28 protein-coding genes are annotated in these 25,732 nt (G+C 69.6%); 9 read left to right on the plus strand and 19 right to left on the minus strand.

Going from position 1 to position 25,732, the window contains the following annotated elements:
* The 4 genes from ACESMY_RS21565 to ACESMY_RS21580 form a co-directional block, all read right to left on the minus strand.
* Positions 1–433, minus strand: a 433-nt coding sequence (locus tag ACESMY_RS21565; protein WP_372786698.1) for a Clp protease N-terminal domain-containing protein, incomplete at its 3' end; no start/stop codon positions are given.
* Positions 434–439: 6 nt separating this feature from the next.
* Positions 440–769 (minus strand): ATP-dependent Clp protease adapter ClpS, encoded by a 330-nt coding sequence (clpS, locus tag ACESMY_RS21570; RefSeq protein ID WP_372786699.1) that lies wholly within the window; start codon positions 767–769, stop codon positions 440–442.
* A 149-nt stretch (positions 770–918) separates the two neighbouring features.
* Positions 919–2,193: a DNA polymerase IV gene (locus tag ACESMY_RS21575; protein ID WP_372786700.1), complete on the minus strand. Its 1,275-nt coding sequence runs from the start codon at positions 2,191–2,193 to the stop codon at positions 919–921.
* Entirely contained in the window at positions 2,190–3,104 is a 915-nt protein-coding gene (locus ACESMY_RS21580; protein ID WP_372786701.1) for an ROK family protein, read from the minus strand. Before ACESMY_RS21580 ends, ACESMY_RS21575 begins: the two co-directional genes overlap by 4 nt.
* Positions 3,105–3,258: 154 nt before the next feature.
* On the opposite strand from ACESMY_RS21580, the gene ACESMY_RS21585 reads away from it, so the two are divergent.
* Positions 3,259–5,322 carry a M13 family metallopeptidase gene (locus ACESMY_RS21585; protein WP_372786702.1) on the plus strand — a complete coding sequence of 688 codons (2,064 nt, stop codon included), beginning with the start codon at positions 3,259–3,261 and terminating at the stop codon, positions 5,320–5,322.
* Positions 5,323–5,326: 4 nt separating this feature from the next.
* Here the strand turns inward: ACESMY_RS21585 and ACESMY_RS21590 are convergent, their stop codons facing one another.
* Together ACESMY_RS21590 and ACESMY_RS21595 are read right to left on the minus strand one after the other, a co-directional pair.
* Positions 5,327–5,797, minus strand: coding sequence for a hypothetical protein (locus tag ACESMY_RS21590; RefSeq protein WP_372786703.1), 471 nt, complete (start codon positions 5,795–5,797; stop codon positions 5,327–5,329).
* A gap of 40 nt (positions 5,798–5,837) precedes the next feature.
* Positions 5,838–6,134: a winged helix-turn-helix transcriptional regulator gene (locus ACESMY_RS21595; protein WP_372786704.1), complete on the minus strand. Its 297-nt coding sequence runs from the start codon at positions 6,132–6,134 to the stop codon at positions 5,838–5,840.
* 118 nt (positions 6,135–6,252) lie between these two features.
* Here ACESMY_RS21595 and ACESMY_RS21600 point away from each other — a divergent pair, with 118 nt between their 5' ends.
* The 4 genes from ACESMY_RS21600 (at position 6,253) to ACESMY_RS21615 (ending at position 9,899) form a co-directional block, all read left to right on the plus strand.
* Entirely contained in the window at positions 6,253–6,816 is a 564-nt protein-coding gene (locus ACESMY_RS21600; RefSeq protein WP_372786705.1) for a hypothetical protein, read from the plus strand.
* 15 nt (positions 6,817–6,831) lie between these two features.
* Positions 6,832–7,131: a putative quinol monooxygenase gene (locus tag ACESMY_RS21605; protein ID WP_372786706.1), complete on the plus strand. Its 300-nt coding sequence runs from the start codon at positions 6,832–6,834 to the stop codon at positions 7,129–7,131.
* A 170-nt stretch (positions 7,132–7,301) separates the two neighbouring features.
* Positions 7,302–8,711 carry a pyridoxal-phosphate dependent enzyme gene (locus ACESMY_RS21610; RefSeq protein ID WP_372786707.1) on the plus strand — a complete coding sequence of 470 codons (1,410 nt, stop codon included), beginning with the start codon at positions 7,302–7,304 and terminating at the stop codon, positions 8,709–8,711.
* 24 nt (positions 8,712–8,735) lie between these two features.
* Complete coding sequence (locus ACESMY_RS21615; protein ID WP_372786708.1) at positions 8,736–9,899, plus strand: cystathionine gamma-synthase; 1,164 nt, start codon at positions 8,736–8,738, stop codon at positions 9,897–9,899.
* Here the strand turns inward: ACESMY_RS21615 and ACESMY_RS21620 are convergent.
* On the minus strand, positions 9,892–10,554 hold the full coding sequence (locus ACESMY_RS21620; RefSeq protein WP_372786709.1) for a hypothetical protein: 663 nt from the start codon (positions 10,552–10,554) through the stop codon (positions 9,892–9,894). The two genes, ACESMY_RS21615 and ACESMY_RS21620, sit on opposite strands and share 8 nt — an antisense overlap.
* 108 nt (positions 10,555–10,662) lie before the next feature.
* Here ACESMY_RS21620 and ACESMY_RS21625 point away from each other — a divergent pair, with 108 nt between their 5' ends.
* Both ACESMY_RS21625 and ACESMY_RS21630 read left to right on the plus strand, forming a co-directional pair.
* Positions 10,663–11,028, plus strand: coding sequence for a response regulator (locus ACESMY_RS21625; protein WP_372786710.1), 366 nt, complete (start codon positions 10,663–10,665; stop codon positions 11,026–11,028).
* Positions 11,029–11,031: 3 nt separating this feature from the next.
* Positions 11,032–12,399 carry a PleD family two-component system response regulator gene (locus ACESMY_RS21630; RefSeq protein ID WP_372786711.1) on the plus strand — a complete coding sequence of 456 codons (1,368 nt, stop codon included), beginning with the start codon at positions 11,032–11,034 and terminating at the stop codon, positions 12,397–12,399.
* Here ACESMY_RS21630 and ACESMY_RS21635 read toward each other — a convergent pair.
* The 4 genes from ACESMY_RS21635 to rnr form a co-directional block, all read right to left on the minus strand.
* The gene (locus ACESMY_RS21635; RefSeq protein ID WP_372786712.1) at positions 12,396–13,142 is read right to left on the minus strand and encodes a phytanoyl-CoA dioxygenase family protein; all 747 of its coding nucleotides are present in this window, start codon (positions 13,140–13,142) and stop codon (positions 12,396–12,398) included. The genes ACESMY_RS21630 and ACESMY_RS21635 overlap by 4 nt on opposite strands.
* A 76-nt stretch (positions 13,143–13,218) precedes the next feature.
* On the minus strand, positions 13,219–13,386 hold the full coding sequence (rpmG, locus tag ACESMY_RS21640; protein ID WP_111458827.1) for a 50S ribosomal protein L33: 168 nt from the start codon (positions 13,384–13,386) through the stop codon (positions 13,219–13,221).
* A gap of 206 nt (positions 13,387–13,592) precedes the next feature.
* The gene (locus tag ACESMY_RS21645) at positions 13,593–14,315 is read right to left on the minus strand and encodes an NUDIX domain-containing protein (RefSeq protein WP_372786713.1); all 723 of its coding nucleotides are present in this window, start codon (positions 14,313–14,315) and stop codon (positions 13,593–13,595) included.
* A gap of 64 nt (positions 14,316–14,379) precedes the next feature.
* Complete coding sequence (rnr, locus tag ACESMY_RS21650; RefSeq protein WP_372786714.1) at positions 14,380–16,782, minus strand: ribonuclease R; 2,403 nt, start codon at positions 16,780–16,782, stop codon at positions 14,380–14,382.
* Positions 16,783–16,981: 199 nt separating this feature from the next.
* Here rnr and ACESMY_RS21655 point away from each other — a divergent pair, with 199 nt between their 5' ends.
* Positions 16,982–18,142 (plus strand): iron-containing alcohol dehydrogenase, encoded by a 1,161-nt coding sequence (locus ACESMY_RS21655; RefSeq protein WP_372786715.1) that lies wholly within the window; start codon positions 16,982–16,984, stop codon positions 18,140–18,142.
* Here ACESMY_RS21655 and ACESMY_RS21660 read toward each other — a convergent pair.
* From ACESMY_RS21660 to ACESMY_RS21685, 6 genes are all read right to left on the minus strand, one after another.
* Positions 18,139–18,939 (minus strand): alpha/beta fold hydrolase, encoded by an 801-nt coding sequence (locus ACESMY_RS21660; RefSeq protein WP_372786716.1) that lies wholly within the window; start codon positions 18,937–18,939, stop codon positions 18,139–18,141. The two genes, ACESMY_RS21655 and ACESMY_RS21660, sit on opposite strands and share 4 nt — an antisense overlap.
* 19 nt (positions 18,940–18,958) lie before the next feature.
* Complete coding sequence (topA, locus tag ACESMY_RS21665) at positions 18,959–21,574, minus strand: type I DNA topoisomerase (RefSeq protein WP_372786717.1); 2,616 nt, start codon at positions 21,572–21,574, stop codon at positions 18,959–18,961.
* A gap of 217 nt (positions 21,575–21,791) precedes the next feature.
* Positions 21,792–22,079, minus strand: a complete 288-nt coding sequence (locus tag ACESMY_RS21670) for a hypothetical protein (protein ID WP_372786718.1) — start codon at positions 22,077–22,079, stop codon at positions 21,792–21,794.
* Positions 22,080–22,168: 89 nt separating this feature from the next.
* On the minus strand, positions 22,169–23,257 hold the full coding sequence (gene dprA, locus ACESMY_RS21675; RefSeq protein ID WP_372786719.1) for a DNA-processing protein DprA: 1,089 nt from the start codon (positions 23,255–23,257) through the stop codon (positions 22,169–22,171).
* Positions 23,254–23,901, minus strand: coding sequence for a glycerol-3-phosphate 1-O-acyltransferase PlsY (gene plsY, locus ACESMY_RS21680; RefSeq protein WP_372786720.1), 648 nt, complete (start codon positions 23,899–23,901; stop codon positions 23,254–23,256). The genes dprA and plsY overlap by 4 nt, the downstream gene beginning before the upstream one ends.
* A 49-nt stretch (positions 23,902–23,950) precedes the next feature.
* The gene (locus tag ACESMY_RS21685) at positions 23,951–24,253 is read right to left on the minus strand and encodes an ArsR/SmtB family transcription factor (RefSeq protein ID WP_372786721.1); all 303 of its coding nucleotides are present in this window, start codon (positions 24,251–24,253) and stop codon (positions 23,951–23,953) included.
* 56 nt (positions 24,254–24,309) lie between these two features.
* Between ACESMY_RS21685 and ACESMY_RS21690 the strand changes: the two genes are divergently transcribed.
* Positions 24,310–24,693: a cupin domain-containing protein gene (locus ACESMY_RS21690; RefSeq protein ID WP_372786722.1), complete on the plus strand. Its 384-nt coding sequence runs from the start codon at positions 24,310–24,312 to the stop codon at positions 24,691–24,693.
* 8 nt (positions 24,694–24,701) lie between these two features.
* On the opposite strand, the gene ACESMY_RS21695 is transcribed toward ACESMY_RS21690, so the two are convergent.
* A complete protein-coding gene (locus ACESMY_RS21695; RefSeq protein WP_372786723.1) occupies positions 24,702–25,142 on the minus strand; it encodes a hypothetical protein in 441 nt (146 codons plus the stop codon).
* Positions 25,143–25,225: 83 nt separating this feature from the next.
* Positions 25,226–25,732: amidohydrolase family protein (locus tag ACESMY_RS21700; protein ID WP_372786724.1), on the minus strand; the 507-nt coding region annotated here is incomplete at its 5' end.

A 25,732-nucleotide genomic window follows, 5' to 3' on the forward strand; every position in this document is an offset into this window, starting at 1 on the left:
TGGCGATGCCGTGGGCGATGTAGTTCACCGCGTCGTAGCGGGTCATGTCCTGCTCTTGCAGGAAGTAGGCGGCGTGGCTCTCGCGCTCGGAGAAGATCGCGACCAGCACATTGGCGCCGGTCACTTCCTCGCGGCCGGAGGACTGTACGTGGATCACCGCGCGCTGGATCACCCGCTGGAAGCCGGCGGTGGGCTTGGCGTCCTCGCCATCGTCGACCACCAGCGATCGCAGCTCGGTGTCGACATAGTTGGTGAGCGTGGTCCGAAGCGCGCCGAGATCGACGTCGCAGGCGCGCATCACCCCGGCGGCGTCCTCGTCGTCGACGAGGGACAGGAGCAGATGCTCCAAGGTCGCGTATTCGTGCTTACGCTGGTTGGCGTAGGCCACTGCGCGATGAAGGGATTCTTCGAGGGGTCGCGAAAATGAAGGCAAAGCGCCTCAATCCTTTTCCATAGTGCACTGCAGCGGGTGCTGATGCCGCCGCGCCGTATCAACGACCTGGGCCACTTTTGTTTCCGCCACCTCGTAGGTGAACACCCCACACACTCCGACGCCGTGTTGATGGACATGAAGCATTATGCGAGTCGCATCTTCGCGCGACTTATTGAAGAATTGCTCAAGCACATAAACGACGAATTCCATTGGCGTGTAGTCGTCGTTCAAGATCAGCACCCGATACATCGAGGGCTTCTGCGTCTTGGGCTTAGTCTGGGTGACAACCGCCGACCGGATGCCGGTGTCCTCATCACCCATTTTACGTTCGGCCATCGAAACAATCTCCTGACGGCGCTGCCGTAACGCCGCCATGGGATTAGATATGCAAACCAAGCTCATTTGGAAGGGTCGAATTGCCACGCACGACCCGTAAACTGTTAACTGTCTGCAATTCGACCGCGAGCGTGCGCCGCAATTTGTTCTCAATCGGTGTCGTTACGGGCGTTTTTCCGGAAGATGCGACCGGAGGTCACAGCCCCGGCGCCGAACCGGGCGCGGATGGCGTCCAGGGTCTTCTCGCCCGCTAAGGCGCGGCGTTCGTCGCCCGCGAAGAAGTCATCCTCGACCGCGCCGGCCGGGGCGAGTTCGGCCATGCCGATGCCGATCAGGCGGTAGGGACGGCCGGTGGCCTCCGCCGCCAGCAGCTCGCGCCCGACCGCGAACAGCGTCTTGGCGGTCTGGGTCGGCACCGGGATCGTGCGGCGCCGTGTCAGGATGCGGAAGTCGGTGGTGCGCAGCTTCAGCGTCACCACCCGGCCGGCCAGGCCGTCGGCGCGGGCGTGGCGTGCGACCTTCTCCGACAGCTCCGCCAGCACGTCCTCCAGGTCGGAGAGGTCTGAGAGATCCTCGTTGAAGGTGGTCTCGGCGCTGATCCCCTTGCGCTCCTCGCGCGGATTGACCGGCCGATGGTCCTCGCCGTGCGACAGGCGCGAGAGCCGCAGGCCATGTGAGCCGAAGCGTTCGGCGAGCGCCTTGATGTCGGCCCGCGCCAGGTCGCCGACCGTGCGGTAGCCGGCCCGCTCCAGGCTCGCCACCATGGCCGGGCCGACGCCCGGCAGGATGCCCACCGGCCTGGGCGCCAGGAAGGCCTGGGCCTCCGCGCCGCCGATCACCGAGAAGCCGCGCGGTTTGTCCAGATCGGAGGCAATCTTCGCCAGGAACTTGTTGGCCGACAGTCCGATGGAGACAGTCAGCCCGGTTTCAGCCTCGATTCGTGCCTGCAGCTTCGCCAGGGTGACGGCCGGCGGCGCCTTGTGCAGCCGCTCGGTGCCCGCAAGGTCCAGCCAGGCCTCGTCCAGCGACAGATTCTGGATCAGCGGCGTGAGATCGCCGGCCATGCCGAGGATGCGTTTGCTTTCCGCCCGGTACTTGGAGAAGTCCGGCTTGATGACCACGGCCTCGGGGCAGAGCTTCAGCGCCTTGAACATCGGCATGGCCGAGCGCACGCCCTTGATGCGGGCGATGTAGCAGCAGGTGGTCACCACCCCGCGTTTGCCGCCGCCGACGATCACCGCCTGGTCGCGCAACTCCGGCCGGTCGCGCTTCTCCACCGAGGCGTAGAAGGCGTCGCAGTCCATGTGGGCGATGGCGAGGCTGGCGAGGTCCTCGTGGGCCACGACGCGCGGCGAGGCGCAGATGGGACAGCGGCGCACCGCCTGCTCGCCCTGCCAGAAGCAGTCGCGGCAGAAGGCCTTCACGGCCCCCTCTCCAGTTTCTGGGCGTCCAGCGGCCAAAGCCACGCCGCCCCGCGCACGCCGGAGGAATCGCCATGCGCCGCCTTGCGCACCGGGGTCGTGTAGACGTCGGAGAAGACGTAGGCGCCGATGGCCTCGGTCAGGCCGTCATAGAGCGCCGCGACGTTGGACATGCCGCCGCCCAGCACGATCACGTCGGGGTCGATGATATCGCTCACCGCCGCCAGGCCGCGCGCCAGCCGGTCCTTGTAGCGGGCGAGGGAGGCCTTGGCCCGGCCGTCGCCGGTCAGGGCCGCGGCGGCGATCGCAAGCGCGTCTTCGCCGGTCCCGTGGTCGGACGCGAAGCCGGGCCCGGAGATCCACTGCTCCAGGCAGTTGCGCCGGCCGCAGAAGCAGCCCGGTCCCGGCAGCTCTCCCGGCCGCGGCCAGGGCAGGGGCGTGTGGCCCCATTCGCCGGCGATGCCGTTGCGCCCTTCGAGCACACGGCGGTTCACGGTCAGGCCCGCCCCGCAGCCGGTGCCGACGATCACCGCAAAGACCACCTCGAAGTCCGCGCCGGCGCCGTCGGTGGCTTCCGAAAGCGCGAAGCAGTTGGCGTCGTTGGCGAGCCGCACCGGCCGGCCCAGGGTCCGCTCCAGGTCCGCCTGCAGCGGCTTGTCGTTCAGGTGGGTGGTGTTGGCGTTGCGGATCAGGCCGGTGGCGGGCGAGGGAGAGCCTGGAATGCCGACGCCGATGCTCGCCCCCGTGACCCCGGCCTCGCGCTCGGCCCGCGCCACCAGATCGCCTACGATCTCCAGGCTGGCCGCGTAGTCGCCGGGCGAGCGGGCCCGCACGCGCGCCTGGAACCGGCCCTCGGCGTCCAGCGCCGCCGCCTCGATCTTGGTCCCGCCGAAGTCCACGCCGATCCGGATCATGCGAGTCGGTATAGCGGATTTGTCCCGCCGCGCGTCAGGCCCCGGGTCGCCCGCCGGCGTCACGCGTTTCGGGGTCGGGATTTGCCTGAAGACAGCGTCTTGCGGGCGCTGTCCCGCCATGGACACGGCGCGTCCAAACGCTAGGTTGCGCGGCATGAAGCACACCCAGACTCTGGCCGCCTTCGCCGCGGCCCTGGCCCTCGCGGGTCCCGCCGCCGCCCAGCCCGCCCCTTCGCTGGTCAACGATCACCCTGCCGGCCTCGACTTCGCCGGCATGGACAAGGCCGTGAAGCCTGGCGACGATTTCTTCGCCTACGCCAACGGCGGCTGGATGAAAGCCACGGAGATCCCGCCGGACCGCTCGAGCTGGGGGACCGGCGGCGAGCTCGTCGAGCTGACCACGGCCCGCGTCCAGGACCTGATCAAGACGGCCGCCGCGGCGCCCGCCGGGACCGAGGCGCGCAAGATCGGCGACTACTATTCGAGCTATCTCGACGAGGCGAAGATCAGCGCCCTGGGGCTCAAGCCGCTGCAGCCGACGCTCGCCCGCATCGCGGCGATCAAGGACAAGAAGGCGCTCGCCGTGGAATTCGGCCACGAGCTGCGCGCCGACGTCGATGCGCTCAATTCCACCAACTTCGAGACCGACCACCTGTTCGGCCTGTGGATCGAGCAGGACCTGAACGATCCCAAGCGCTACGCCCCCTACCTGCTGCAGGGCGGGCTCGGCATGCCGGACCGCGACTACTACCTCTCGTCCAACCCGCACATGGTCGCCGACCGCACGGCCTATAAGGCGCACATCGCCAGGATCCTGACCCTGGCCGGCGACAAGGACCCGCAAGGCAAGGCCCAGCGGATCTTCGACCTCGAGACCAAGATCGCCCAGGTCCAGGCGCCGCGCGCCGAGTCCGAGGACGTGCTGAAGGCCAACAATCCCTGGGCCATGACGGACTTCGCCAAGAAGGCGCCGGGTCTCGACTGGACCGCCTATTTTACCGCCGCGGGCCTTCAGAAGCGCCCGCAGTTCGTCGTCTGGCATCCGAAGGCGACGGCGGGCGAGGCGGCCCTGGTGGCCAGCGAGCCCCTGGCGGTCTGGAAGGAGTACCTAGCCTTCCACCAGCTCGACGACTACTCGAACGTCCTGCCCAAGCCCTTCGCCGACGAGCGGTTCGCCTTCTACGGCACGACGCTCTCGGGCACGCCGCAGCAGCTGGCGCGGTGGAAGCGGGCGGTCAACGCGACCAACGGCGCGCTCGGCGAGGCGGTGGGAAAGCTCTACGTCGCCAAGTACTTCCCGGCGGAATCCAAGGCCAAGGTGCAACATATGGTCGAGGAGCTGATCGCCGCCTTCAAGGTGCGGATCGACAAGCTCGACTGGATGGCGCCGGCCACCAAGGCCGAGGCCAAGCGCAAGCTCGCCACCCTGAAGGTTGGCGTCGGCTACCCCGACCACTGGATCGACTATTCGAGCCTGCGTGTCGTGCCGGGCGACGCGCTCGGCAACGCCCAGCGCGCCGAGCTCTTCGAATACCGCCGCAACCTCGCCAAGTTCGGCCATCCGGTGGATCGCGGCGAATGGGCGATGACGCCGCAGACCGTCAACGCCGTGAACCTGCCGGTGCGCAACGCGCTGAACTTCCCGGCCGCCATCCTGCAGGCGCCCGACTTCAACCCGGCCAATCCGATCGCCATGAACCTGGGCGCCACCGGGGCCACCATCGGCCATGAGATCAGCCACAGCTTCGACGACCAGGGCGCCCAGTTCGACGCCGACGGGCGGCTGCGCAACTGGTGGACGCCGGCCGACCTGGCGCATTTCCAGGCCTCGGGCCATGCGCTGGCCGTGCAGTTCAGCCAGTACCATCCGTTCCCCGACATCACGCTCAACGGCGAGCAGATGCTCAGCGAGAACATCGCCGACATCGCCGGCCTGAACGCCGCCTACGACGCCTACCGCCTGGCCAACGGCGGCAAGGAAGGGCCCAGCCAGCAGGGCGTGACCGGGGACCAGCAGTTCTTCATCGCCTTCTCGCAGAGCTGGCGGACCAAGACCCGCGAGGCGACCGCCCGCCAGCGCGCGATCACCGACGGCCACGCGCCGGCCGAGTTCCGCGCCGACACGGTCCGCAACATGGACGCCTGGTACGCGGCGTTCGATGTGAAGCCGAGCGAGAAACTCGCCCTGCCGCCGGCCGAGCGCGTGCGGATCTGGTGACCGCCTAGGCCGGCACCCCGGCCTTCGCCAGGTTGATCTTGGGGATCGCGGCGCGGAAGGGGCTGGTCTTGGCCTTGTCGCGCGCCAGCTCCGCCCAGGCCGCGGCGAAGGCGATGGGCGTGCGCGGCGCGGCCGCCGCTGGGATGAAACGCGTGGGCCGCCCCTTCAAGGCGGCGCCGAGCTGGGCCCAGAGTTCCACGTCTTCGGTGGGCGGGTCGTCGGCGGCGCGGCCGAGGCGGCGCGGGAGCGCGAGCACCGGACGGCTCGCGCTATGCACGTCGACCTTGCTCCCCCCCGGCAAGCCGTTCAGCGCCTCCACCAGGCCGACAAGCGCGATCCGCTCGGGCGAGGCGGTCCGCTCGCCGCCGGCCGCTCCCAAGAGCGCGCTGCCCTCCGCCCGGATATAGGCCCAGCCGCCGCTGCGGAAGGCGAGATGGTGGTCGATTTCGAGCCAGATGCGGAAGATGTCAGCCATGGCGCGGCTGGTAGCACCGTCCGCCCGCGCGGCGCCAACCTTAGTCGGCGAACCGTTCGATATGGCCGCGGCCCCAGGTCCGCACTGTCTCGGCGATCGGCAGGATGGAGTGGCCATAGTCGGTGAGCGAATAGATCACCGGGGCCGGGACCTCGCCGGTCTTGTCGCGGCGGACGATGCCGTCGTCGATCAGTTCGCGCAGTTGCTCGGTCAGCACCTTCTGCGAGATCGACGGCATCTCGCGGCGCAGGGCCGCCAGATGCATCGGCGAACCCGCCAGCCAGTAGATGATAATCAGCTTCCACTTGCCGCCGATCGCGGCCAAGGCCGCGGTCAAGGGGCAGTCGCTGAGCGGATTTCGCCTGCGGGCCTGGGCCATGGGTACCTGGACGTGCCTTCTCGTGAAACGGCGGACGCTCGGCTAGCTAGGCCATCCTACCAGTCCGGAGGATGCCATGACGACCGTGCCCAAAGCGTTTCGCGCGCTGCTCTGCGCCCTTGCCCTCGCCGCCGCGGCGCCCGCCGCCTTGGCGCAGGCCTCGCCGCCGGCGGCCGAGCGGAGCGGGGCGCGTGACTTCGACTTCGAGCTGGGCTCGTGGAAATGTCACCTCTCGCGGCGCCTGAAGCCGCTTACCGGCTCCAACACCTGGGTGGAATACGACGGGACCTCGGTGCTGCGCCCGGTCTGGGGCGGCAAGGCCAATCTGGGCGAGCTGGAGCTCGACGGTTCGACCGGCCATCTCGAAGGCCTGAGCCTGCGGGTCTACAATCCCCAGACCCGCCAATGGGGCATCAGCTACGCCAACAGCGCCGCCGGCGCGGTCGGCCTGCCGATGTTCGGCGGCTTCAAGGAAGGGCGAGGGGAGTTCTACGCCGCCGACACCCTGAACGACCGGGCGATCTTCGTCCGCTTCGTCTTCTCCGATATCACGGCCCGTTCGTTCCAGCTTGAGCAGGCGTTCTCCGACGACGGCGGCAAGACCTGGGAGCCCAACTGGATTGCCAAATTCACCCGCTGACCTGAGATGGCGCTCATGGCGCTGAGCATCTTCGGCCGTTTCCACGCCCGCCCGGGCCAGGCTGGGGCCGTCGCCGCGGCGCTGCGCGACGTCGTGCCCCCGTCGCGCGCCGAGCCCGGCTGTGTGTTCATCGAGGCCTATCGCTCGACCCAGGACCCGGACCTCTTCCATATCCACTCGCGCTGGGTCGACGAGGCGGCGTTCGAGGTCCATGCGGGCCTGCCGCACACTGCGGCGTTCCTGGCCCGCGTCGAGCCGCTGATCGACCATCCGCTGCAGATCTCGCGGGCGCGGCCGCTCGACGCACCGGCCTAGCTCGGGCGGGAGCTTTCGACCCAAAGACGGATCATGTGGGACATGACCGTGCCCTGGCGCCGTAGGCTTCGCGCCAGACAAGCTCAAGCACGACGCATCTGCGAGCATGGATGTTGCGTTACGCCGAGGTGGGGTACTGATACGAGCCCGTCCACGGAGTCGCCTGAGCCATGATCGCCGCCCAAAAAGCGCCGCCCGTCTCGGCCGCGCCCGCGCCCGTCACCTCGGCCCTGGACCTGATCGGCAACACGCCGGTGCTTGAGCTGACCTCGATGTTCGATTGCGGGCCCTGCCGGCTCTTCACCAAGCTGGAGAGCGCCAATCCGGGCGGCTCCATCAAGGACCGCATCGCCCGCACCATGATCGAGGCCGCCGAAGCCGACGGCCGGCTGAAGCCCGGCGGCGTGATCATCGAAGCCACCGCGGGCAACACCGGCCTCGGCCTGGCGCAGGTCGGCATATTGAAGGGCTACAGCCTCGTGCTGGTGGTGCCCGACAAGATGGCCCGCGAGAAGATCCAGCATCTGCGAGGCCTGGGCGTCGACGTGCGGATCACCCGCAGCGATGTCGGCAAGGGCCACCCGGACTACTACCAGGACATCGCCCAGCGCCTGGCCGACGACATGCCGGGCGCGGTCTACATGAACCAGTTCTCCAACCCGTCCAATCCGCTGGCCCATGAGACGACCACGGGCCCCGAGCTTTTCGAGCAGCTGGACCGCGACATCGACGCGGTTGTGGTCGGCGTCGGCTCCGGGGGCACGCTCACCGGGCTCGGCCGTTTCTTCAAGAAGGTCAGCCCAAAGACCGAGATGGTGCTGGCCGACCCGACCGGCTCGATCCTCGAACCGCTGGTCAACCGCAACGAAAGGGTCGAGCCGGGCTCCTGGATCGTCGAGGGCATCGGCGAGGACTTCGTGCCCGACAACTGCGAACTCCCCCTGGTAAAGAAGGGCAACGCCTACGCCGTCACGGACCGCGAGAGCGTCCAGGCCGCGCGCGACCTGCTCTCCAAGGCCGGCGTGCTCGGCGGCTCCTCGTCGGGCACTCTGCTGGCTGCGGCGCTGCGCTACTGCCAGGCCCAGACTGAGCCCAAGCGGGTGGCCACCTTCGTCTGCGACAGCGGCAACAAGTACCTCTCCAAGGTCTTCAACGACCACTGGCTCGCCGACCAGGGCCTGACCGAGCGGGCGATCACCGGCGCCCTGCGCGACCTGGTGGCGCGCAACGCCCAGCTGGGCGGGGCCGAGACCGTCGGGCCCGACGACACGCTCGACACCGCCTACAAGCGCATGCGCACCGCCGACGTCAGCCAGCTGCCGGTGCTGGACGACGGCCGGCTGATCGGCCTGCTGGACGAAAGCGACCTGCTGGCCGCGGTGGAAGGCGGACAGCAGCGGTTCGGCGACCGCGTCGCCACCGCCATGGTCGCCAAGCTCAATACCCTGCAGGCCCACGAGCCGCTGGACGCGCTGATCCCCATATTCGAGCGCAACGAGGTGGCCATCGTCCTCGACGGCCGCGAATTCCTGGGCCTGATCACCCGCGTCGACCTGATCAATCACCTGCGCCGCTCCTGAGCGCTGCCGCCACCCGGAGATCCCATGACGGACGGTTCCAATCGCCTGGCGTTCGAGACGCGGGCGATCCACGGCGGCCAGCACCCGGACCCGACCACGGGGGCGGTGATGGTGCCGATCTACGCCACCTCGACCTACGCCCAGGAGAGCCCGGGCGTGCACAAGGGCTTCGAATATTCCCGCAGCCAGAACCCCACGCGTTTCGCCTTCGAACGCGCCGTGGCCGACCTGGAGAGCGGCGTGCGCGGCTACGCCTTCTCCAGCGGCCTGGCGGCGATCTCGACGATCCTCGAGCTCCTCGACGCCGGCGCGCATGTGATCGCCTCGTCCGACCTCTATGGCGGCTCGTTCCGGCTCTTCGACAAGGTGCGGCGGCGCTCGGCGGGCCTGACCTTCAGCTTCGTCGACCTATCGGACGTCGTGGCCGTCGAGGCGGCGATCGGGCCCGAGACCCGGCTGATCTGGGTGGAGACCCCCACCAACCCCATGCTGCGCCTCGCTGACCTGGAAGCGCTGGCCGCGCTCGCCAAGGCGCGCGGCATCCTGATCGCCGCCGACAACACCTTCGCCAGCCCCTATTGCCAGCGGCCGCTGGAGCACGGCTTCGACCTCGTGATGCACTCGACGACCAAATATCTGAACGGCCACTCCGACGTCGTCGGCGGCGTGGTGGTGGCCGGCGTCGAGGGCGACGTGGCCGATCGGATGGGTTTCCTGCAGAACGCCATCGGCTCGGTCGCCGGGCCCTTCGACAGCTTCCTGGCGCTGCGCGGCGTCAAGACGCTGGCCCTTCGCATGGAGCGGCACTGTTCCAACGCCATGGCCATCGCCACGCGGCTGGAATCCCATCCGGCGGTCAAGCAGGTGATCTATCCGGGGCTGGCCAGCCACCCGCAGCACGAGCTGGCCAGGCGCCAGATGCATGGCTTTGGCGGGATGATCAGCGTGGTCCTCGACCGCGACCTGAAAGGGACCCTGCGCGTGCTCGAACGCACCGAGCTCTTCACCCTGGCGGAGAGCCTGGGCGGGGTGGAAAGCTTGATCGAGCATCCGGCGATCATGACCCACGCCTCGATCCCTGAGGATTCGCGCACCGAGCTCGGCATCTCCGATTCGCTGATCCGACTTTCCGTCGGCGTCGAGAACGTCGACGACCTGATCGCCGACCTGGAGCAGGCGCTCAGCTGATCGCGGCTTCGATCGCCGCGCCGAGCTCCGCCCAGTCGTCGATCCGCGGGTGCCGGGCGGATCGGGGCGCCAGCGGCCGCAGGCGCAGGTCGGCCACATGCTGGAAGGTCGCTGTCGCCGGGCAGTGGTCGGCCACCGAATCGAGGTTGGGGATCAGGTCGTCGACGAAGGCCGTGCGGCCCGAGGTCTGGGCCACCAGGCTGGCGGTGATCGGCCCCTTCGGCCCGCTCGACAGGATCAGCGCGCCGGGCAAGCCGTGGCGCTGCAGCCAGTCGGCGCGCAGGCGCTCGGCCTCCGCCGGGGCATTGGAAAGGATCAGGATTTCGGCCTTGGGCCGCAGGCGCCGCAGGGCCTCGACCGCGCCCGGCGCGGGCTCGATCTCGCCGCAGCTCGTGCGGAAGAACTCGTCGAACAGCTTGCGGCCCTCCACGAGGTCCAGGTGATCGGCGGCCCCCGGCCGGTAGATGTTCTGGAAGAGCGCGAATCGCTCGAACCGCAGCTCATAGCCCCGCTCGGCGATGAACAGGCCGAAGCCGCGCATGAACAGGCCCAGCACCTCGTCCACGTCGACGATCACCAAAGGCCGGTCCGTGGCGAGGCCAAGGCCCTCCAGAGACGGGGCGGGCGGTCGTGCTGCGGGGCCGGGCTCAGCCACGAAGTCTCCTTCGGCTAACGAAGTTTAAGGATATCCATGGGATGAACAACGCAAGGTGGGGAAGGCCGCTGTCACGCGGTGACCACGAGACACGAGAGCCGGTCCTAAATGGCCAAGAAGGTCCTCATCGTCGAGGATAACGAGCTGAACATGAAGCTCTTTCATGATCTCCTCGATGCCCAGGGCTACGAGACGCTGCAGACCCGCGAGGGGCTCCAGGCGTTGGCGCTGGCCCGTGAGCACCGCCCCGACCTGATCTTGATGGACATCCAGCTGCCCGAGATCTCGGGCCTCGAAGTCACCAAGTGGCTGAAGGAAGACGCCGAGCTCGCTTCGATCCCGGTGGTCGCCGTCACCGCCTTCGCCATGAAGGGCGACGAGGAGCGGATCCGCGAGGGGGGCTGCGAGGCCTATATCTCCAAGCCGATCTCCGTCTCCCACTTCCTTGAAACCATCAAACGCCTGATGGGCTGAGCGATGTCCGCGCGTATCCTGGTGGTGGACGACGTCGAGGCCAATGTCCGCCTGCTGCAGGCCAAGCTCGAAGCTGAATACTATGACGTCCTGACCGCGTCCGACGGCCCGACGGCCCTGGAGGTCGCGGCGGCCGAAAAACCCGACATCATACTGCTCGACGTGATGATGCCCGGCATGGACGGCTTCGCTGTCTGCCGCCGGCTGAAGGAAGACGCCGAGACCCGCCACATCCCGGTGGTGCTGCTGACCGCGCTCGACGGCCGGGCCGACCGGGTGGCCGGCCTGGAGGCCGGGGCCGACGACTTCCTGACCAAGCCCATCGACGACCTCATGCTGTTCGCCCGTGTGCGCAGCCTGACCCGCCTGAAGTCGGTGATCGACGAGCTGCGCGACCGCGAGGCCTCAGGCCGCCGCATGGGTGTGATCGCCGGCGTCGCCTCGCGCCTGGGTGGCGTCGGGGGCCGCATCCTGGTGGTCGACGACAATGTGCGCCAGGCCCAGCGGGTCTGCGCCGAGCTTTCGATCGAACACCGACCGGTGTCGGAGACGACGCCCGAGAACGCGCTGCTGGCCGCCCGCGGCCCGGTGGACCTGATCATCGTCAACACCGCCGCCAAGAGCTTCGATGGCCTGCGCTTCGCCGCCCAGATCCGCTCCGACGAGGCGACCCGCAGCCTGCCGATCCTGGCCATCGTCGATTTCGACGAGCGGGCCCGGCTGGTGAAGGCGCTGGAGATCGGGGTCAACGACGTCCTGCCGCGCCCGATCGACCCGCAGGAGATGGCCGCGCGGGTCAAGACCCAGATCCGCCGCAAGCGCTACACCGACTACCTGCGCGAAAACCTCGACCAGTCGCTGGAGCTGGCGGTCACCGACCAGCTCACCGGCCTGCACAACCGCCGCTACATGGAAAGCCAGCTCGACGCCCTGGTCCGCCGCGCGGTGGTGGGCGGCGGCGACCCGGTGGCCCTGCTGGTCATCGACATCGACCACTTCAAGAAGGTCAACGACGGCTTCGGCCATGCGGTCGGCGACGAGGTGCTGCGCGAATTCGCCGTGCGGTTGGCCTCCAACGTCCGCGCCATCGACCTGCCGGTCCGTTTCGGGGGCGAGGAGTTCGTGGTGGTGATGCCCGAGACCGAACTGGAGCACGCCCACCGCATCGCCGAACGCATCCGGCTGCACGTCGCCGGCTCGCCGTTCCGGGTGATGGGCGGCGAGGAGCTGCTGACGGTGACCATCTCCATCGGCGTCGCCGCCAGCCTGCGGGCCGAGGACACCCCTTCGAAGCTGATCCGCCGCGCCGACGAGGCGATGTACGAAGCCAAGGCCCGCGGCCGCAACCGGGTCATCGCCAAGGCCGCCTAAGCGCGGCCGTAGACGAACTGGGCCAGCATCATCCGCGGCGTCGCGAGCACGTTTGGCGTCGGCGCGTGCATCAGCAGCGGATGCATCAGGATGACGTCGCCCGGGTCGCCCAACATCTCGCAGACCCGGACCGCTGTGCCGTCCAACTCAGACCCCTCACGCATGAAGCACCGCACGCGATCCTCGCCCGTCGGGGGCGAGGTCAGGGCGGCGAACCAGGGCGAGCGCGCCGCCAGGGCCTTGCGCGCCTGGGCCGAGGGCAGGGCGCGCCCGGCCGCGTCCGCCAGGGCCCGGATCAGAACGTGCGATCCCGCGATGTAGCCCGTGCCGCCTCCGCCCGGCCGCGATGGCGCCAGCACGGCGAACAACCGCGCCAGGCGGGGGTCTTGCGGCCGCGCGCCCAGGTCGACATGCCAGTGCTCGTGAGGCACGTCCCAGGCGGCCTCGCCGGTGTGGAAACTGACCAGCGGCAGGCCCCAGTGGGCCGGCTCTTCCCAGTCGCCGAGGATTTCGTTCAACACGGCCCGGACGCTCGGGCTGGCCATGGCGGCGAACTCGCCAGTTCGCGACGAGAGCTGCGCCGGCCGGGCCGCGCGCTTGGGGCGCGCCTCGATCTTGCGCCGCAGGGTGGCGGCCATGGCCTCGGCGTCGCGCGCCGGAACCGCGCCCACCAACCGCACCGCGCCCTCGCGGCGATATTCGTCGAGCAGAGCGGGGGTGAGGACTTCGCGAACCTTCGTCATCGAATACCTGTGCTGAAACGAAAAACGCCCGGACTGATCCGGGCGTTTTCAACACAAATACGGGAAGTTGCGTCGGCTACTTGATCTTGCCTTCGCGGAATTCCACGTGCTTGCGCACGACCGGGTCGTACTTCTTCATGACCAGCTTGTCGGTCTTGGTGCGGGCGTTCTTCTTGGTGACGTAGAAGAAGCCGGTGTCCGCCGAGGAGTTCAGGCGGATCTTGATGGAGGCGGGCTTCGCCATGGCGGGTCCTTAAGCGCGGGGCCGGACGGACGAGCCGACGGCGGATGTTCGAAGAGCCGCGGAAAATACGAATCCGCGAGCCAAAGTCAATGCATTACGCCTTGCCGGAGGTTCTGGCGAAATCGGCCGTGCCGGTCGAGAAGTCTGGGGACTCGCTGAAGGCCGCGCAACCGCAGCGCTGCCGGCGGCTGTCTGGCAGCAATGGCCTAGAGGTGATCGGGCCGCGTGGTCCTCTGGCGGAAACGTATGAACGGCTTGGGCCGCTCGGCGTCGTCCATCCGCAACACGGCCTCCTTCAGCATCATCCGCGTGACGCTGGGCAGCGGCAGGGTCTGGGCCTCGTCGAAGTCCACCCAGGCGATCTCCTCCAGTTCGCCGCAATCGGCCTGGCGGTCGAGGCTCATCAGCCGCTCCGCGTCGGCCAGCAGGAACCAGGTGTCGAAGCGCTTGCCGACGCTGGGCGGGGTGATGGCGCGGGCGATGATGTCCAGCGCTTCCAGGTCGGCCAGCGCGCCCTGGGCCACGAAGTCCCGCCAGGGGCCCACGGCGGGTCGCACGGGGGCGGAACGCGCCAGCAACAGCCCCGTCTCCTCCCAGGTCTCGCGGACCGCCGCGGCGGCGAGCGCGCGGCCCCGGCCGGCCGGCAGATAGCGGTCGAACAGCGCCGCCACCTCCGGCTTCATGTCGGTGGCGGCGGGCGCGCGGTAGTCCGCCCGGTCGATGCGGCCGCCCGGAAACACCCAGCGGTCGGGCATGAAGCTGTGGCCGCCGTGGCGCTTGCCCATCAGCACGCGGGGCTTCCTGGCGTCGCGTCGGATGATCATCACCGTGGCGGCGTTCTTCGGCCGCACGGCGCGGGCGCCGGGCACGCGCGGCGGTCCTTCGGGCTTGCGGAATTGCGATTCGGTCGGGGCGTCTGCTTCGCTCATCAAACAACTGTATGACTGCGCGCGGGCCCGAGGGAAGGGCGCCTTTGCGGAAGGCGGCCGCGCCTCAGCGCCGCGGGCCGCCCTTCTTGCCGTTGCGGATGTTCTTGGGCCGGCCCTGCGGTCCGCGCTGCGGACCCCGGAAACCGCCGCCGCCGCCCGGCCGGCGGTCGTTGCGGTCGCGCATGCCAAGTCTGGGCTTGGGCGCATTGGGGTCGGCCGCCGCCGGCTCGCTGACCATCTCGAACAGCAGGCCGCCGGTGATCGGCGTGGCTTCGACCAGCTTCACCGTCACCGGCATGCCGAGCGGCCAGCGCGCGCCGGTGCGGTCGCCGACCAGGGCGTGGGCCCGGTCGTCATGGACGAAATATTCGCCGCCCAGCTTCGAGACCGGCACGAGGCCGTCGGCGCCCGTCTCGTTCAGCCGCACGAAGAGGCCGAAGCGGGTGACCCCGGTGATCCGTCCGTCGAACTCGGCGCCGACCCGATCGGAGAGGAAGGCGGCCACATAGCGGTCGGTGGCGTCGCGCTCGGCGGCCATGGCCCGGCGCTCGGCGAAGGTGATGCTCTCGGCGGTGTCCTTCATCTTCTGGATGTCGCGCTCGGAGAGGCCGTCGGCGCCCAGGCCCAGAGCGGTGATCAGGCCGCGGTGGACGATCAGGTCGGCGTAGCGGCGGATCGGCGAGGTGAAGTGGGCGTACTTCGCCAGGTTCAGGCCGAAGTGGCCGATGTTCTCCGTCGAATAGATCGCCTGCATCTGGGTGCGCAGCACCACCTCGTTGACGATGTCGGCGTTGGGGCCCTCGCGCGTCTCCTCCAGGAGCTTGTTGAAGCGGTCGGTGCGCGGCGCCTCGCCCTTCGACCAGGCGATGTCGAGGGTCTGCAGGAAGTCGACCAGCGCCTGGACCTTCTCCTGGCTCGGGGTGTCGTGGATTCGGTAGATCAGCGGGATCTTCTTGGCCTCCAACGTCTCGGCGGCCGAGACGTTGGCCTGGATCATCATCTCCTCGATCAGCTTGTGGGCTTCGAGGGCCGCGCGCGGCGTGATCGAGGCGACCTCGCCTTCGCGGTTGATGACGATGCGGCGCTCGGCGCTTTCGATGGCCAGGGGCGAGCGGGCGTTGCGGCCCTTCTTGAGCACCGCATAGGCCGCGTAGAGCGGCTGGATGATGCTCTTGGCGATCGGGCCGGTCTTGTCGTCCGGCGTCCCGTCGGCGGCGGCCTGGGCCTGCTCGTAGGAGAGCTTGGCGGCCGAGCGCATCAGGCCGCGGACGAACCTGTGCGACCGCTTGCGGCCATCGGCGCCGAAGACCATGCGCACGGCCAGGCAGGCGCGGTTCTCGCCCTCACGCAGGCTGCAGAGGCCGTTGGAGAGCACCTCCGGCAGCATCGGCTCCACCCGGTCGGGGAAATAGACGCTGTTGGCCTTCTCGCGCGCCGTCTCGTCCAGCGCCGAATTCGGGCGGACGTAGGCGGCGACGTCGGCGATGGCCACCCAGACGATCCAGCCGCCGGGGTTCTGCGGGTCGTCGTCGGCTTGCGCATAGACCGCGTCGTCGTGGTCGCGGGCGTCGGCCGGGTCGATGGTGATGAAGGGGACGTCGCGCAGGTCCTCGCGGCCGGCCAGCGTCGGGGGCTGGGCCTGGGCGGCCTCGGCCTCGGCGGCCGGCGAGAAGCCGGTCGGGATGCCGTGGGCGTGGATGGCGATCAGCGAGGCGGCGCGGGGCTCGTCCTCGCGGCCGATCACCTCCAGCAGCTTGCCCCGCTTGGGGCCGAAGCGGGTCTCGGCCGTGGTCGCCTGGGCCAGCACCAGGTCGCCGTCGCGCAGCTCCTGGGCCCGGGGGTCGGTGAGCAGCAGGCTGTCCTTGGAGCGGCGGTCCACCGGCTCCACGCGGACTTCGCGGCGGGCCTTGCGGATGACGCCCAGCACGCGCTGGCCGCCGGCGCCCAGGGCCTTGATCAGGCGGGCCTCGGTCTGGCCGTTCTCCAGCTTGGCGAAACGGACCAGCAGGCGGTCGCCGATCCCCGGCGCGGGACCGGTGTCGCCGCTGCGGGCCGGGGCGAGGGTGACCAGCGGAGCGTCATCGCCCTTGGTCAGGCGGACCAGCAGTTCGCCGTCCGGATCGCGCTCGATGACGTCGACGACGCCGACCTCGGGCAGGGCGCCGGCCTCGGCGAAGCCGCGGCGGCCTCTGCGGCCGAGCGCGCCTTCGGCTTCCATGGCCTGCAGCATCTGGCGGAGCGCCCGGCGCTCCTCGCCCTTCAGCGCGAAGGCCTTGGCGATGGCGGCCTTGTCGGTCTCGCCGCTGTCGCGGATGTATTTCAGGAGGGTCTCTCTATCGGGGACGCCTTTGGTCTGGCGGGGCGCGGCCTTGGGAGCCGGCTTGTCGCCGGCGGGCTTGCCGTGGGGAGGCTGGCCGGCGGGGTTATTCTGGAATCGGGAGCCCTTGGGGGCGCGGGTCTTTGGCATAGGGGTGCTTAGCACCTTTCATAGGTGTTCTTGAGTGTCGGGTGAGGGCGCGCGAAACCCAGCGGCGTTCCGAATTTCCGAATGGAGATTTTAAGGAACTGCGGCCTCTTCGCGGCCTGTTCGGCGGCGATGCGCAAGAGCCATATAGGCGCTTCGGGTTAAGATTGCCACTAAGCTCAAGCCGAGGAGGACCTGCGCCATGCTCAGCGGAACCCATCGCTTCCCCCGCCAGGACCAGGTGACCTATGGCCGGCCCGCCGCCGAGGTGCTGAAGGAGCTCGCGGCCTCCTTCGGTGCGCATCGCCTGATGATCGTCACCACCGCCTCGCTCGCCGACGGATTGGCGGCGCGGACCGGCGCAGCCCTCGGCGATCTCTGCGTGGGGGTCTTTTCGGGGACCAGCGCCCACTCGCCGCGCGAGGGCGTCATCGCCGGCGCCAACGAGGCCCGGCGGCTGCAGGCCGATCTCCTGGTGGCGCTGGGCGGCGGCTCGGCGATCGACGCGGCCAAGGTCATGCAGCTCTGCCTCTGGGCGGGCCTGACCAGGCCGGAGCATCTCGATCCCTACCGCGCCGGCCGCGGGCCCAACCGGGTGAAGGTCGCCGACATCCCGGCCGGCGTCCGGATGGTCGCCGTCCCCACCACGCTTTCGGCCGCCGAGTTCACGCCCTTCGCCGGGGTCACCGACGCCGCCCGGCACGTGAAGGAGGGCTACGGCCACCCGCTGCTGGCGCCCCGAGCGGTGATCCTCGATCCGGCCATGACCCTCTCCACGCCCCCGATGCTGTGGTTCTCGACCGGCCTGAAGGCGGTGGACCATGCCGTCGAGCAGCTCTGCAATCCGACGCGCGCGCCCTACGCCGATGCGCTCGCCGAAGATGGCTTGCGGCGCCTGACTCGCGGCCTGGCGGCGACCAAGGCCGATCCGAGCGACCTGGACGCGCGCCTCGACTGCCAGTTCGGCATGTGGCTGGCGATGAGCGGCGTCGGCTCCGGGCGCGGCATGGGCCCCAGCCACGCCATCGGCCACACGCTTGGCGGCAGCTATGGGGTGCCGCATGGCATCACCTCCGGCATCGCCCTGCCGGCGGTGCTGAAGTGGTCGGAGACGGCGGCCCGGGACCGCCAGGCCCTGGTGAGCGACCTGATGGGCGCGAAGGGCCTCCCGGCTTCCGAGGCGGTGAAGCGGCTTGCGGCGGGGCTTGGCCTGCCCACCGACCTGGCCAGTGTCGGCATCGGGCGCGACGCCTTCCAGGCCATCGCCGACCACACGATGCACGACGGCGGGGTCCGTACGGGCGCGCGGCCGATCGGCGGGCCGCAGGACATCGTCGAGATCCTGGAGATCGCTGCGAGTTAGGCGGCGGTGAGGAAGGCGGCCATGGCCGGAGCCGCCGTGCGGTCCTGGATCATGAACAGGTGGCCGCCCTCGAAGAATTGCAGCTTCGCGCCCGGGATGCGCGTGGCCATCTTCTCCTGGGTGGCCGGGAGCGCGATGCCGTCGTAGCGGCCCGCGGCGATCAGGGTCGGGCAGGCGATCCCCGGCAACCGGTCCCAGGTGTCGTGCGCCGCGCGGGCCTGGAGCTGGCGGCGCGCGCCCATGGCGTGGCCGGGCTCGTCGGCGAAGGGGTCGGCCGCGCCCATGGCCACGAAGAGGCGGTATTGGTCGGGATTGGCCTCGGCCCACGCCTCGTTGCGGCGGATGTCGCTGATCGGGATCAGGTGGCGGGCGCGGGCCTCGCCCTTCAGGTGCTCGATCTCGTGGAACGGGAAGGAGGCGCCGCCCGCGCCGCCCGGCGAGGTGCAGGCCAGCACCAGGCGCTTGACCCGCTCCGGATGCCGGATCGCCAACTCCTGGGCGACCATGCCGCCGAACGAGACCCCGATGACCAGGGCCTGGCCCCAGCCCTGTGCGGCCATCAGCGCCGCGGCGTCATCGGCGTAGTCGGCCATGGAATAGGCGACGTCAGGCTTCTCGGACTGGCCGAGCCCCCGCTGGTCGTAGGCGAGCAGGTCGAAGCTCTTCGCCAGCGGCCCGTCGAAGACATTGGGCTTGTTGCGCAGGTCCCCGCCGGTGCCGGAGATGAAGAGCAGGGGCGGGCCGGAGCCCACGCGCTCGTAGTAGAGGTCGAGGCCGTTGACGTTCGCGATGGGCATCAAGACCTCTGAAAAGGGGCTAGGCGCTCGCCGCCGCCTTCTTTGCCGCCGGCTTCTTCTTGGCGGCGGCCTTCTTTTTCGCCGGCGCCTTGGCGGCCGCGGCCTTGGGCGCCGCCTTGGCCGCACGGGCCGGCTTGCGCTTGCCGCCGCCGCCCTTCGCCGCCCGCTCAGCCAGCAGCGCCACGGCCTGCTCCATGGTCACCGCGGCCGGATCGGTCCCGCGCGGCACATTGGCGTTGGTCGCGCCGTGCTTGATGTAGGGGCCGTAGCGGCCGGAAAGCACGCGGACGGGCGCGCCGTCCGCCGGGTGGGCGCCCAGGTCCTTCAGCGCCGTGGCCTCGCCCCGGCGGCCCGCCCCGCCGGCGCGCTTCTCGGCCAAGAGGGTGACGGCTCGGTTCAGGCCGACCTCGAACACCTCGTCGGCGCCCGAGAGGTTGGCGTAGGTGCCGGCATGCTGCACGAAGGGCCCAAAGCGGCCGATGCCGGCCAGGATCGGCTGGTTGTCCTCCGGATGCAGCCCCACCTCGCGCGGCAGGCGCAGGAGCCTGAGGCCCTTTTCCAGGTCCATGTCCGGCGCCGACCAGCCCTTGGGCAGGCTGGAGCGCTTGGGCTTGTCGCCATCGCCCAGCTGGACATAGGCGCCGAAGCGGCCGGACTTCAGGAAGACGGTCATGCCGGTTTCCGAATCGACGCCCAGCTCGCGGTCGCCGGAGGGCGTGTCGCCTTCCTCGGCCTGGCCGATCGGGCGCGTATAGCGGCACTCCGGATAGTTCGAACAGCCGACGAAGGGTCCGAAGCGGCTGGTCTTCATGCTGAGCCGCCCGGTCCCGCAGGTCGGGCAGACCCGCACATCCGAGCCGTCGGCCTTGGGCGGATAGAGGAAGGGCGCCAGCGCCTCGTCCAGGGTGTCCAGCACCGATCGCGTCGTCAGGCCGAGGATCTCCTCGGTCTTCGGATGGAACTCCTTCCAGAATTCCCGCAACAGCACCTTCCAGTCGAGGTCGCCGGCCGAGACCTTGTCGAGCTTTTCTTCCAGGTCGGCGGTGAAGTCGTATTCGACGTAGCGGAGGAAGAATTCCTCCAGGAAGATCGTGACCAGGCGGCCCTTGTCCTCGGGGATGAAGCGGTTCTTTTCCATCCGCACGTATTCGCGGTCGCGCAGCACGGTCAGCACCGAGGCGTAGGTCGAGGGCCGGCCGATGCCGAGCTCCTCCATCTTCTTGACCAGGCTGGCTTCCGAATAGCGCGGCGGCGGCTCGGTGAAGTGCTGGTCGGCGCGGGCGGCGATGGTCCGGGCGGCCGCCCCTTGAGTCACCGGCGGCAGCTTGGAGACGGCTTCGTCGTCGTCGTCGTCGCGGCCTTCCTCATAGACCGCCAGGTAGCCATCGAAGAGGGTCACGTCGCCGGAGGCCCGAAGCGCCGTCTTTCCGTCGCTGGACTCCAGGTCGATGGTTGTCCGCTCGATGCGGGCGCTTTCCATCTGCGAGGCGATCATCCGCTTCCAGATCAGCTCGTATAGGCGGCCGAGATCGGGATCGAGCCTGAGCTTGCCCGGGTTGCGGGCCAGGCTGGTCGGCCGGATCGCCTCGTGGGCCTCCTGGGCGTTCTTGGCCTTGGTGGAATAGATCCGCGCCTTCTCCGGCACATACTCGCGGCCATAGAGCCCGCCGATCACGTCGCGAGCTTCGTCCAGCGCTTCCGGCGCGGTCTGCACGCCGTCGGTCCGCATGTAGGTGATCAGGCCGACGGTCTCGCCGCCGATGTCGATGCCCTCATAGAGCCGCTGGGCCGCCTGCATGGTCCGCTGGGCGTTGAAGCCCAGCTTGCGCGAGGCCTCTTGCTGCAGGGTCGAGGTGGTGAAGGGCGGCGGCGGGGAACGTCGGGCGGGCTTCTTCTCCACCGCGGCGATGGTGAAGGTGGCCGCCTTGACGGCGTCGCGGGCCGCGAAGGCCGAGGTCTCGTTGGCTAGGTCGAACTTGGTGAGCTTCCTGCCCTCATGCTTGGTCAGCCGCGCCAGGAACGGCTCGCTGCCGGCCGAAACATCGGCCTCGACGGTCCAGTATTCCTGGGTGCGGAACTTCTCGATCTCGATCTCGCGGTCGACCACGAGCCGCAGAGCCACCGACTGCACGCGGCCGGCCGAGCGCGAGCCGGGCAGCTTGCGCCACAGCACCGGCGAGAGGGTGAAGCCCACCAGATAGTCGAGCGCCCGGCGCGCCAGGTAGGCGTCCACCAGCTCCATATCGATGTCGCGCGGATGCTTCATCGCCTCGGTGACGGCGGCCTTGGTGATGGCGTTGAAGGTCACCCGCTGGACCTTCACCCCGGCCAGCGCCTTCTTGCGCTTGAGGACCTCGAGCACATGCCAGGAGATGGCCTCGCCCTCGCGGTCGGGGTCGGTGGCCAGGATCAGGGTGTCGCAGCCCTTGGCCGCGTCGGCGATTTCGTTGAGGCGTTTGGCGGACTTGGCGTCCACCTCCCAGCTCATCTCGAAGTCTTCGTCGGGCCGGACCGAGCCGTCCTTTGCCGGCAGGTCGCGCACGTGGCCGTAGGAGGCCAGCACCTTATAGTCGGAGCCCAGGTACTTGTTGATGGGCTTGGCTTTGCCCGGGCTTTCGACGACGACGATGTTCATGCGGGAATGGTCTGTGGGTCCATGACGAAGCGCCCGGGTCGGCCGGGGTGCTCAAAGGACGCGGAAAGTGGGGGCGGCGCCCGGCGCCTGTCAACGGGCCTTGAAGGGCCCAATCCGCGAGCCCCCTAAAGGGGCTCTTTTTTTATGAGCTCGGCGCGGAAAGGCCGGCGCCCCCTGAGAAGCGCCGGCCAAGCCGTCCTTATCTCCGTGGCGCCGATCAGCCGGCCGGCGGGGCCTGGCGTGCGGCGCGCATCTTCATCATGGCGTCCTTGCAGGGCGAGCTCACCTTCTCGGCGTTGTCGCGCATGCACATCATCTCTTCGCGGCCCTGCTTGCCGTCGCAGAGGGTTTTCATGTCGGCCGCGCAGGCCTGGCGCATGGCTTGGCGGGCGGCCTGCATCTCCGGCGTTTGGGGCGGTCGACCGCCGCCGCCGGCCGGCTCCTGGGCGAACGCCGAGCCGCCGATGGCCAGAGCGGCGAGGGTGATCGCGATTTGCAGCTTCATTCGAGAATGTCTCCGACTTGATTGGCCCTGTATGTCGGGCCAGTCCCTTGGCGGCATTGTCCCGGCGGGCTGCGGTCAGATTGCGGCGCCTATGTTGCAGCCACCATGCCGCCGGATTGCAGGTCTGCACGACCGGCGAGCGACAGCTCCACCAGGGCGGCGAACACCGCCGAGGCCGGCGCGCCGGTCGCCCGGACCAGTTCGTCGCGCGAGACCGGGGTGGGCGACAGCAGGGCGCACACCGCCTCGCGCAGCGCGTCGTCCGGATCCGAGGTGGGCCTGGCCCCATAGGTGCGGTCCGCCTCGCGGAAGCCGCGCAGGCCTTCCAGCGCCCGCAAGACGTCCTCGGCCCCCTCGCACAGCGCCGCGCCCTGGCGGATCAGGTCGTTGGTCCCCTTGGCGCGCGGATCGAGCGGCGAGCCCGGCACCGCCAGCACCTCGCGGCCCTGCTCGGCGGCGAGGCGCGCGGTGATCAGCGATCCCGACCTGAATTCGGCCTCCACCACCACCACGGCGCGCGAGAGGCCGGAGATGATCCGGTTACGGCGCGGGAAGTCGCGGGCGACCGCCGCGCGGCCCGGCTCGCTCTCCGAGACCACGCAGCCGGTCTCGGCGATGCGGGCGTAGAGCCCGGCGTTCTGCGGCGGATAGATGTCGTCCACCCCGCCGCCGAGCACCGCCACCGTGCCGGTGGGCAGGCCGCCCTCGTGGGCGGCGGCGTCTATGCCGCGCGCCAGGCCCGAGACGATCACATGGCCGCTCTGGCCGAGCTCGGCGGCGATGCCGCGGGCGAACCGCTGGCCGGCGGCCGAGGCCACCCGCGCGCCGACGATGGCGACCGACGGCTGGTCGAGCAGCTCCACCCGGCCCCGCGCCCAGATCAGCGGCGGCGGCGGGTCGAGGGCCGCCAGGGCCTGCGGGAAGGCCGGCTCGCAGGCCGCGATCAGCCGCGCGCCCAGGGCCGCACCGTCGGCCAGCTCCTTGTCGACCTGGGCCTCGCCGGCCAGCTTCAGGCCCCCGCGCCCGCCCCGCCGGGCGAGGTCGGGGAGGGCGGCGAGCGCCTTCCCGGCGGTCCCGAACCGCTGCAGGAGCTGGTCGAAGGTGACGGGGCCGACATTCTCGGTGCGGGCCAGCCTCAGCCAGTCGCGCCGCTCGGCGTCCGAAAGCGCCTGGCTCACGCGGCCGGGGCCTTCTTGCCGCCGATCTTCGGCTCCTCACCCTTCAGCAGGCGCCGGATGTTGGGCGCGTGGCGGAGATAGATCAGCACCGCCATGACCGCCGCCAGGACGGCGATCGGGCTGGGCCGATGGACCAGGAACACGAAGGCCGGCGCCAGCAGGGCGGCGGTCAGGGCCGCCAGCGACGACATCCGGAACACCGCGGCCATCAGGAGCCAGGTGGCCCCGGCCAGCAGGCCGACCGGCCAGGCCGCCGCCAGCAGGGTCCCGAAGAAGGTCGCCACGCCCTTGCCGCCCTTGAACCCCAGCCAGACCGGGAAGAGGTGCCCGAAGAAGGCCGCGCCGCCGGCCAGGCTGGTCAGCACGGCCTGGGCCATGTCGCTGGAGCCCCGGGTCGCCAACCAGGCGATCAGCACGGCGATCGCACCCTTGCCGCCGTCCCCCAGCAGGGTGAGCGCGGCCAGTCCCTTGCGGCCCGAGCGCAGCACATTGGTCGCCCCGATGTTTCCCGAGCCGATGGCCCTGGGATCGCCGGCGCCGGCGGCCTTCATGACGATGACCCCGAACGGGATCGATCCCAGGAGGTAGCCGCCGGCCAAAGCCGCAGCGATCTGGATGGTGCTCAAGCCTTCGACCATGGACACTCCCCTTGGGGCCGAGTCCTAGCTCGGCTTTCCCGCGCCGTCACCGCCCCTAGACGTCGGTGGCGAAGGCGTCCTTCAGCGCCGCGATCCTGGGCTCGTTGCGGCGATAGAAGGTCCACTGCTTGATCCGCTTGGGGATCACCAGCTCGGCCTGGACCAGGATGCGCATGTGCTCGCTGAGCGTCGGCTGGCTGACCGCCAGCTTCTCGGCGATCAAGAGGCCGCAGACGCCGTCCTCCACCAGGTCGCCGTCCACCTGTTCGCGGAAATGGGCGCGCGGGCTCTTCAGCCAGTGCAGGATCATCAGGCGGCGGTCGTTTCCGAGCGCCTTCAGGGCATCGACGATGGGCATATTGCCAAATGGCTAAGTCACGATACTTTCAGTCCTGAATAGAGGGAGCCGCGCGCATGGACAAGCTGCCCGAGGGCACAGACGACCGCTACGACATCGAGACCCGGGCGCTCTACCAGCCGCTGCAGCACATGGATGTGGGCGCGCTCGCCGCGGCCCAGACGCCGTGGTGGAACCGCACGCTGTGCGCCGTGAATGACGCGGTCGTCCGGCTGGCGGTGATCGAGGGCGAGTTCCACTGGCACAAGCACGATGAGGAGGACGAGTTCTTCTACGTCGTCTCCGGCCACCTCGACGTCGATCTGGAGGACCGCACGGTCGGCCTCGAGCCCGACCAGGGCTTCACCGTGCCGAAAGGCGTCACGCACCGCACCCGCGCGCCGGTGCGCACCGTCATCCTGATGGTCGAGAAGGCCGGCGTCGTCCCGACCGGGGACTAGTCGCGCGGCTAGACCGCCACCGTACTCGGCCGCGCGGCCCGTCCGCCGAGGGTGACGAGCCCGGCGCCGATCGCCAGCGTGATCACCGCCGTCGAGACCAGCGGCGCACCGAAGAGGTAGCGCCAGTCGAGACCCAGCACCGCCAGATTGGCCAGGAACAGGACCGCGACGAGGCCGCGGCTCTCGCCGGGATGGCGGCTCTCTTGGCCTGCCAGCCACCAGAGTACGGCGGCCTGCGCCAGCATCAGCGCCGAGATGATGAGGCCGAAGCCTACATAGAGGTCCCAATAGGTGCGCGTCGATCCGGCGAGATCGAATGGGGCGGCTTCCATGGCGCGCCGGATGGTGAGTTGGGCCCCGGCCTTGGTCTTGGTGAAACCGACGGTGTGAGCGAGCGCCAGCAGCAGGCTGACGACGGCCGCGAAGCGAAGCCAGAATCGACCGGACATCCGAGCGTCCTCCCTCAGGTAAGCAATAACTTACCGTAAGCAAACACTTACATATCGTCAATCCGCTTTTTTCGGCTGCGGCGCTAGCCTCCGAACACCGTCCGCCCGTCGACGACGGTGCGCAGCACCTTGCCCTGCAGGCGGCGGCCGTCGAAGGGCGAGTTCTTGGACTTCGAGATCAGCTTGTCGGCGTCGATGATCAGCGGCCCATTGAGGTCGCAGAGCACCAGGTCGGCGGGCGCGCCCTTGGCGAGGCGTCCGCCCTCCAGGCCCAGCAGGTCGGCCGGCGCGCTGGTCACGGTCCGGATCAGGTCGATCAGCGGGATGCGGCCCTCGTGATGGAAGGTGAGCAGCGCCGGCAGCAGGGTCTGCAGGCCCACGGCGCCGGGCGCGGCCTCGTCATAGGGCAGGCGCTTGTCCTCGGCGGGGGCGGGCGCGTGGGCCGAGACCACGATCTGGATCAGGCCTGACGCCACGGCCTCGATCACCGCCTGGCGGTCGTCCTCGCTGCGCAGCGGCGGGTCGACCTTGCAGAAGGTGCGGTAGTCGCCGATGTCGATCTCGTTGAACGACAGGTGGTTGATCGAGGT

Origin of the sequence: Phenylobacterium sp. (assembly GCF_041691455.1) — a bacterium.
GTDB lineage: Bacteria > Pseudomonadota > Alphaproteobacteria > Caulobacterales > Caulobacteraceae > Phenylobacterium.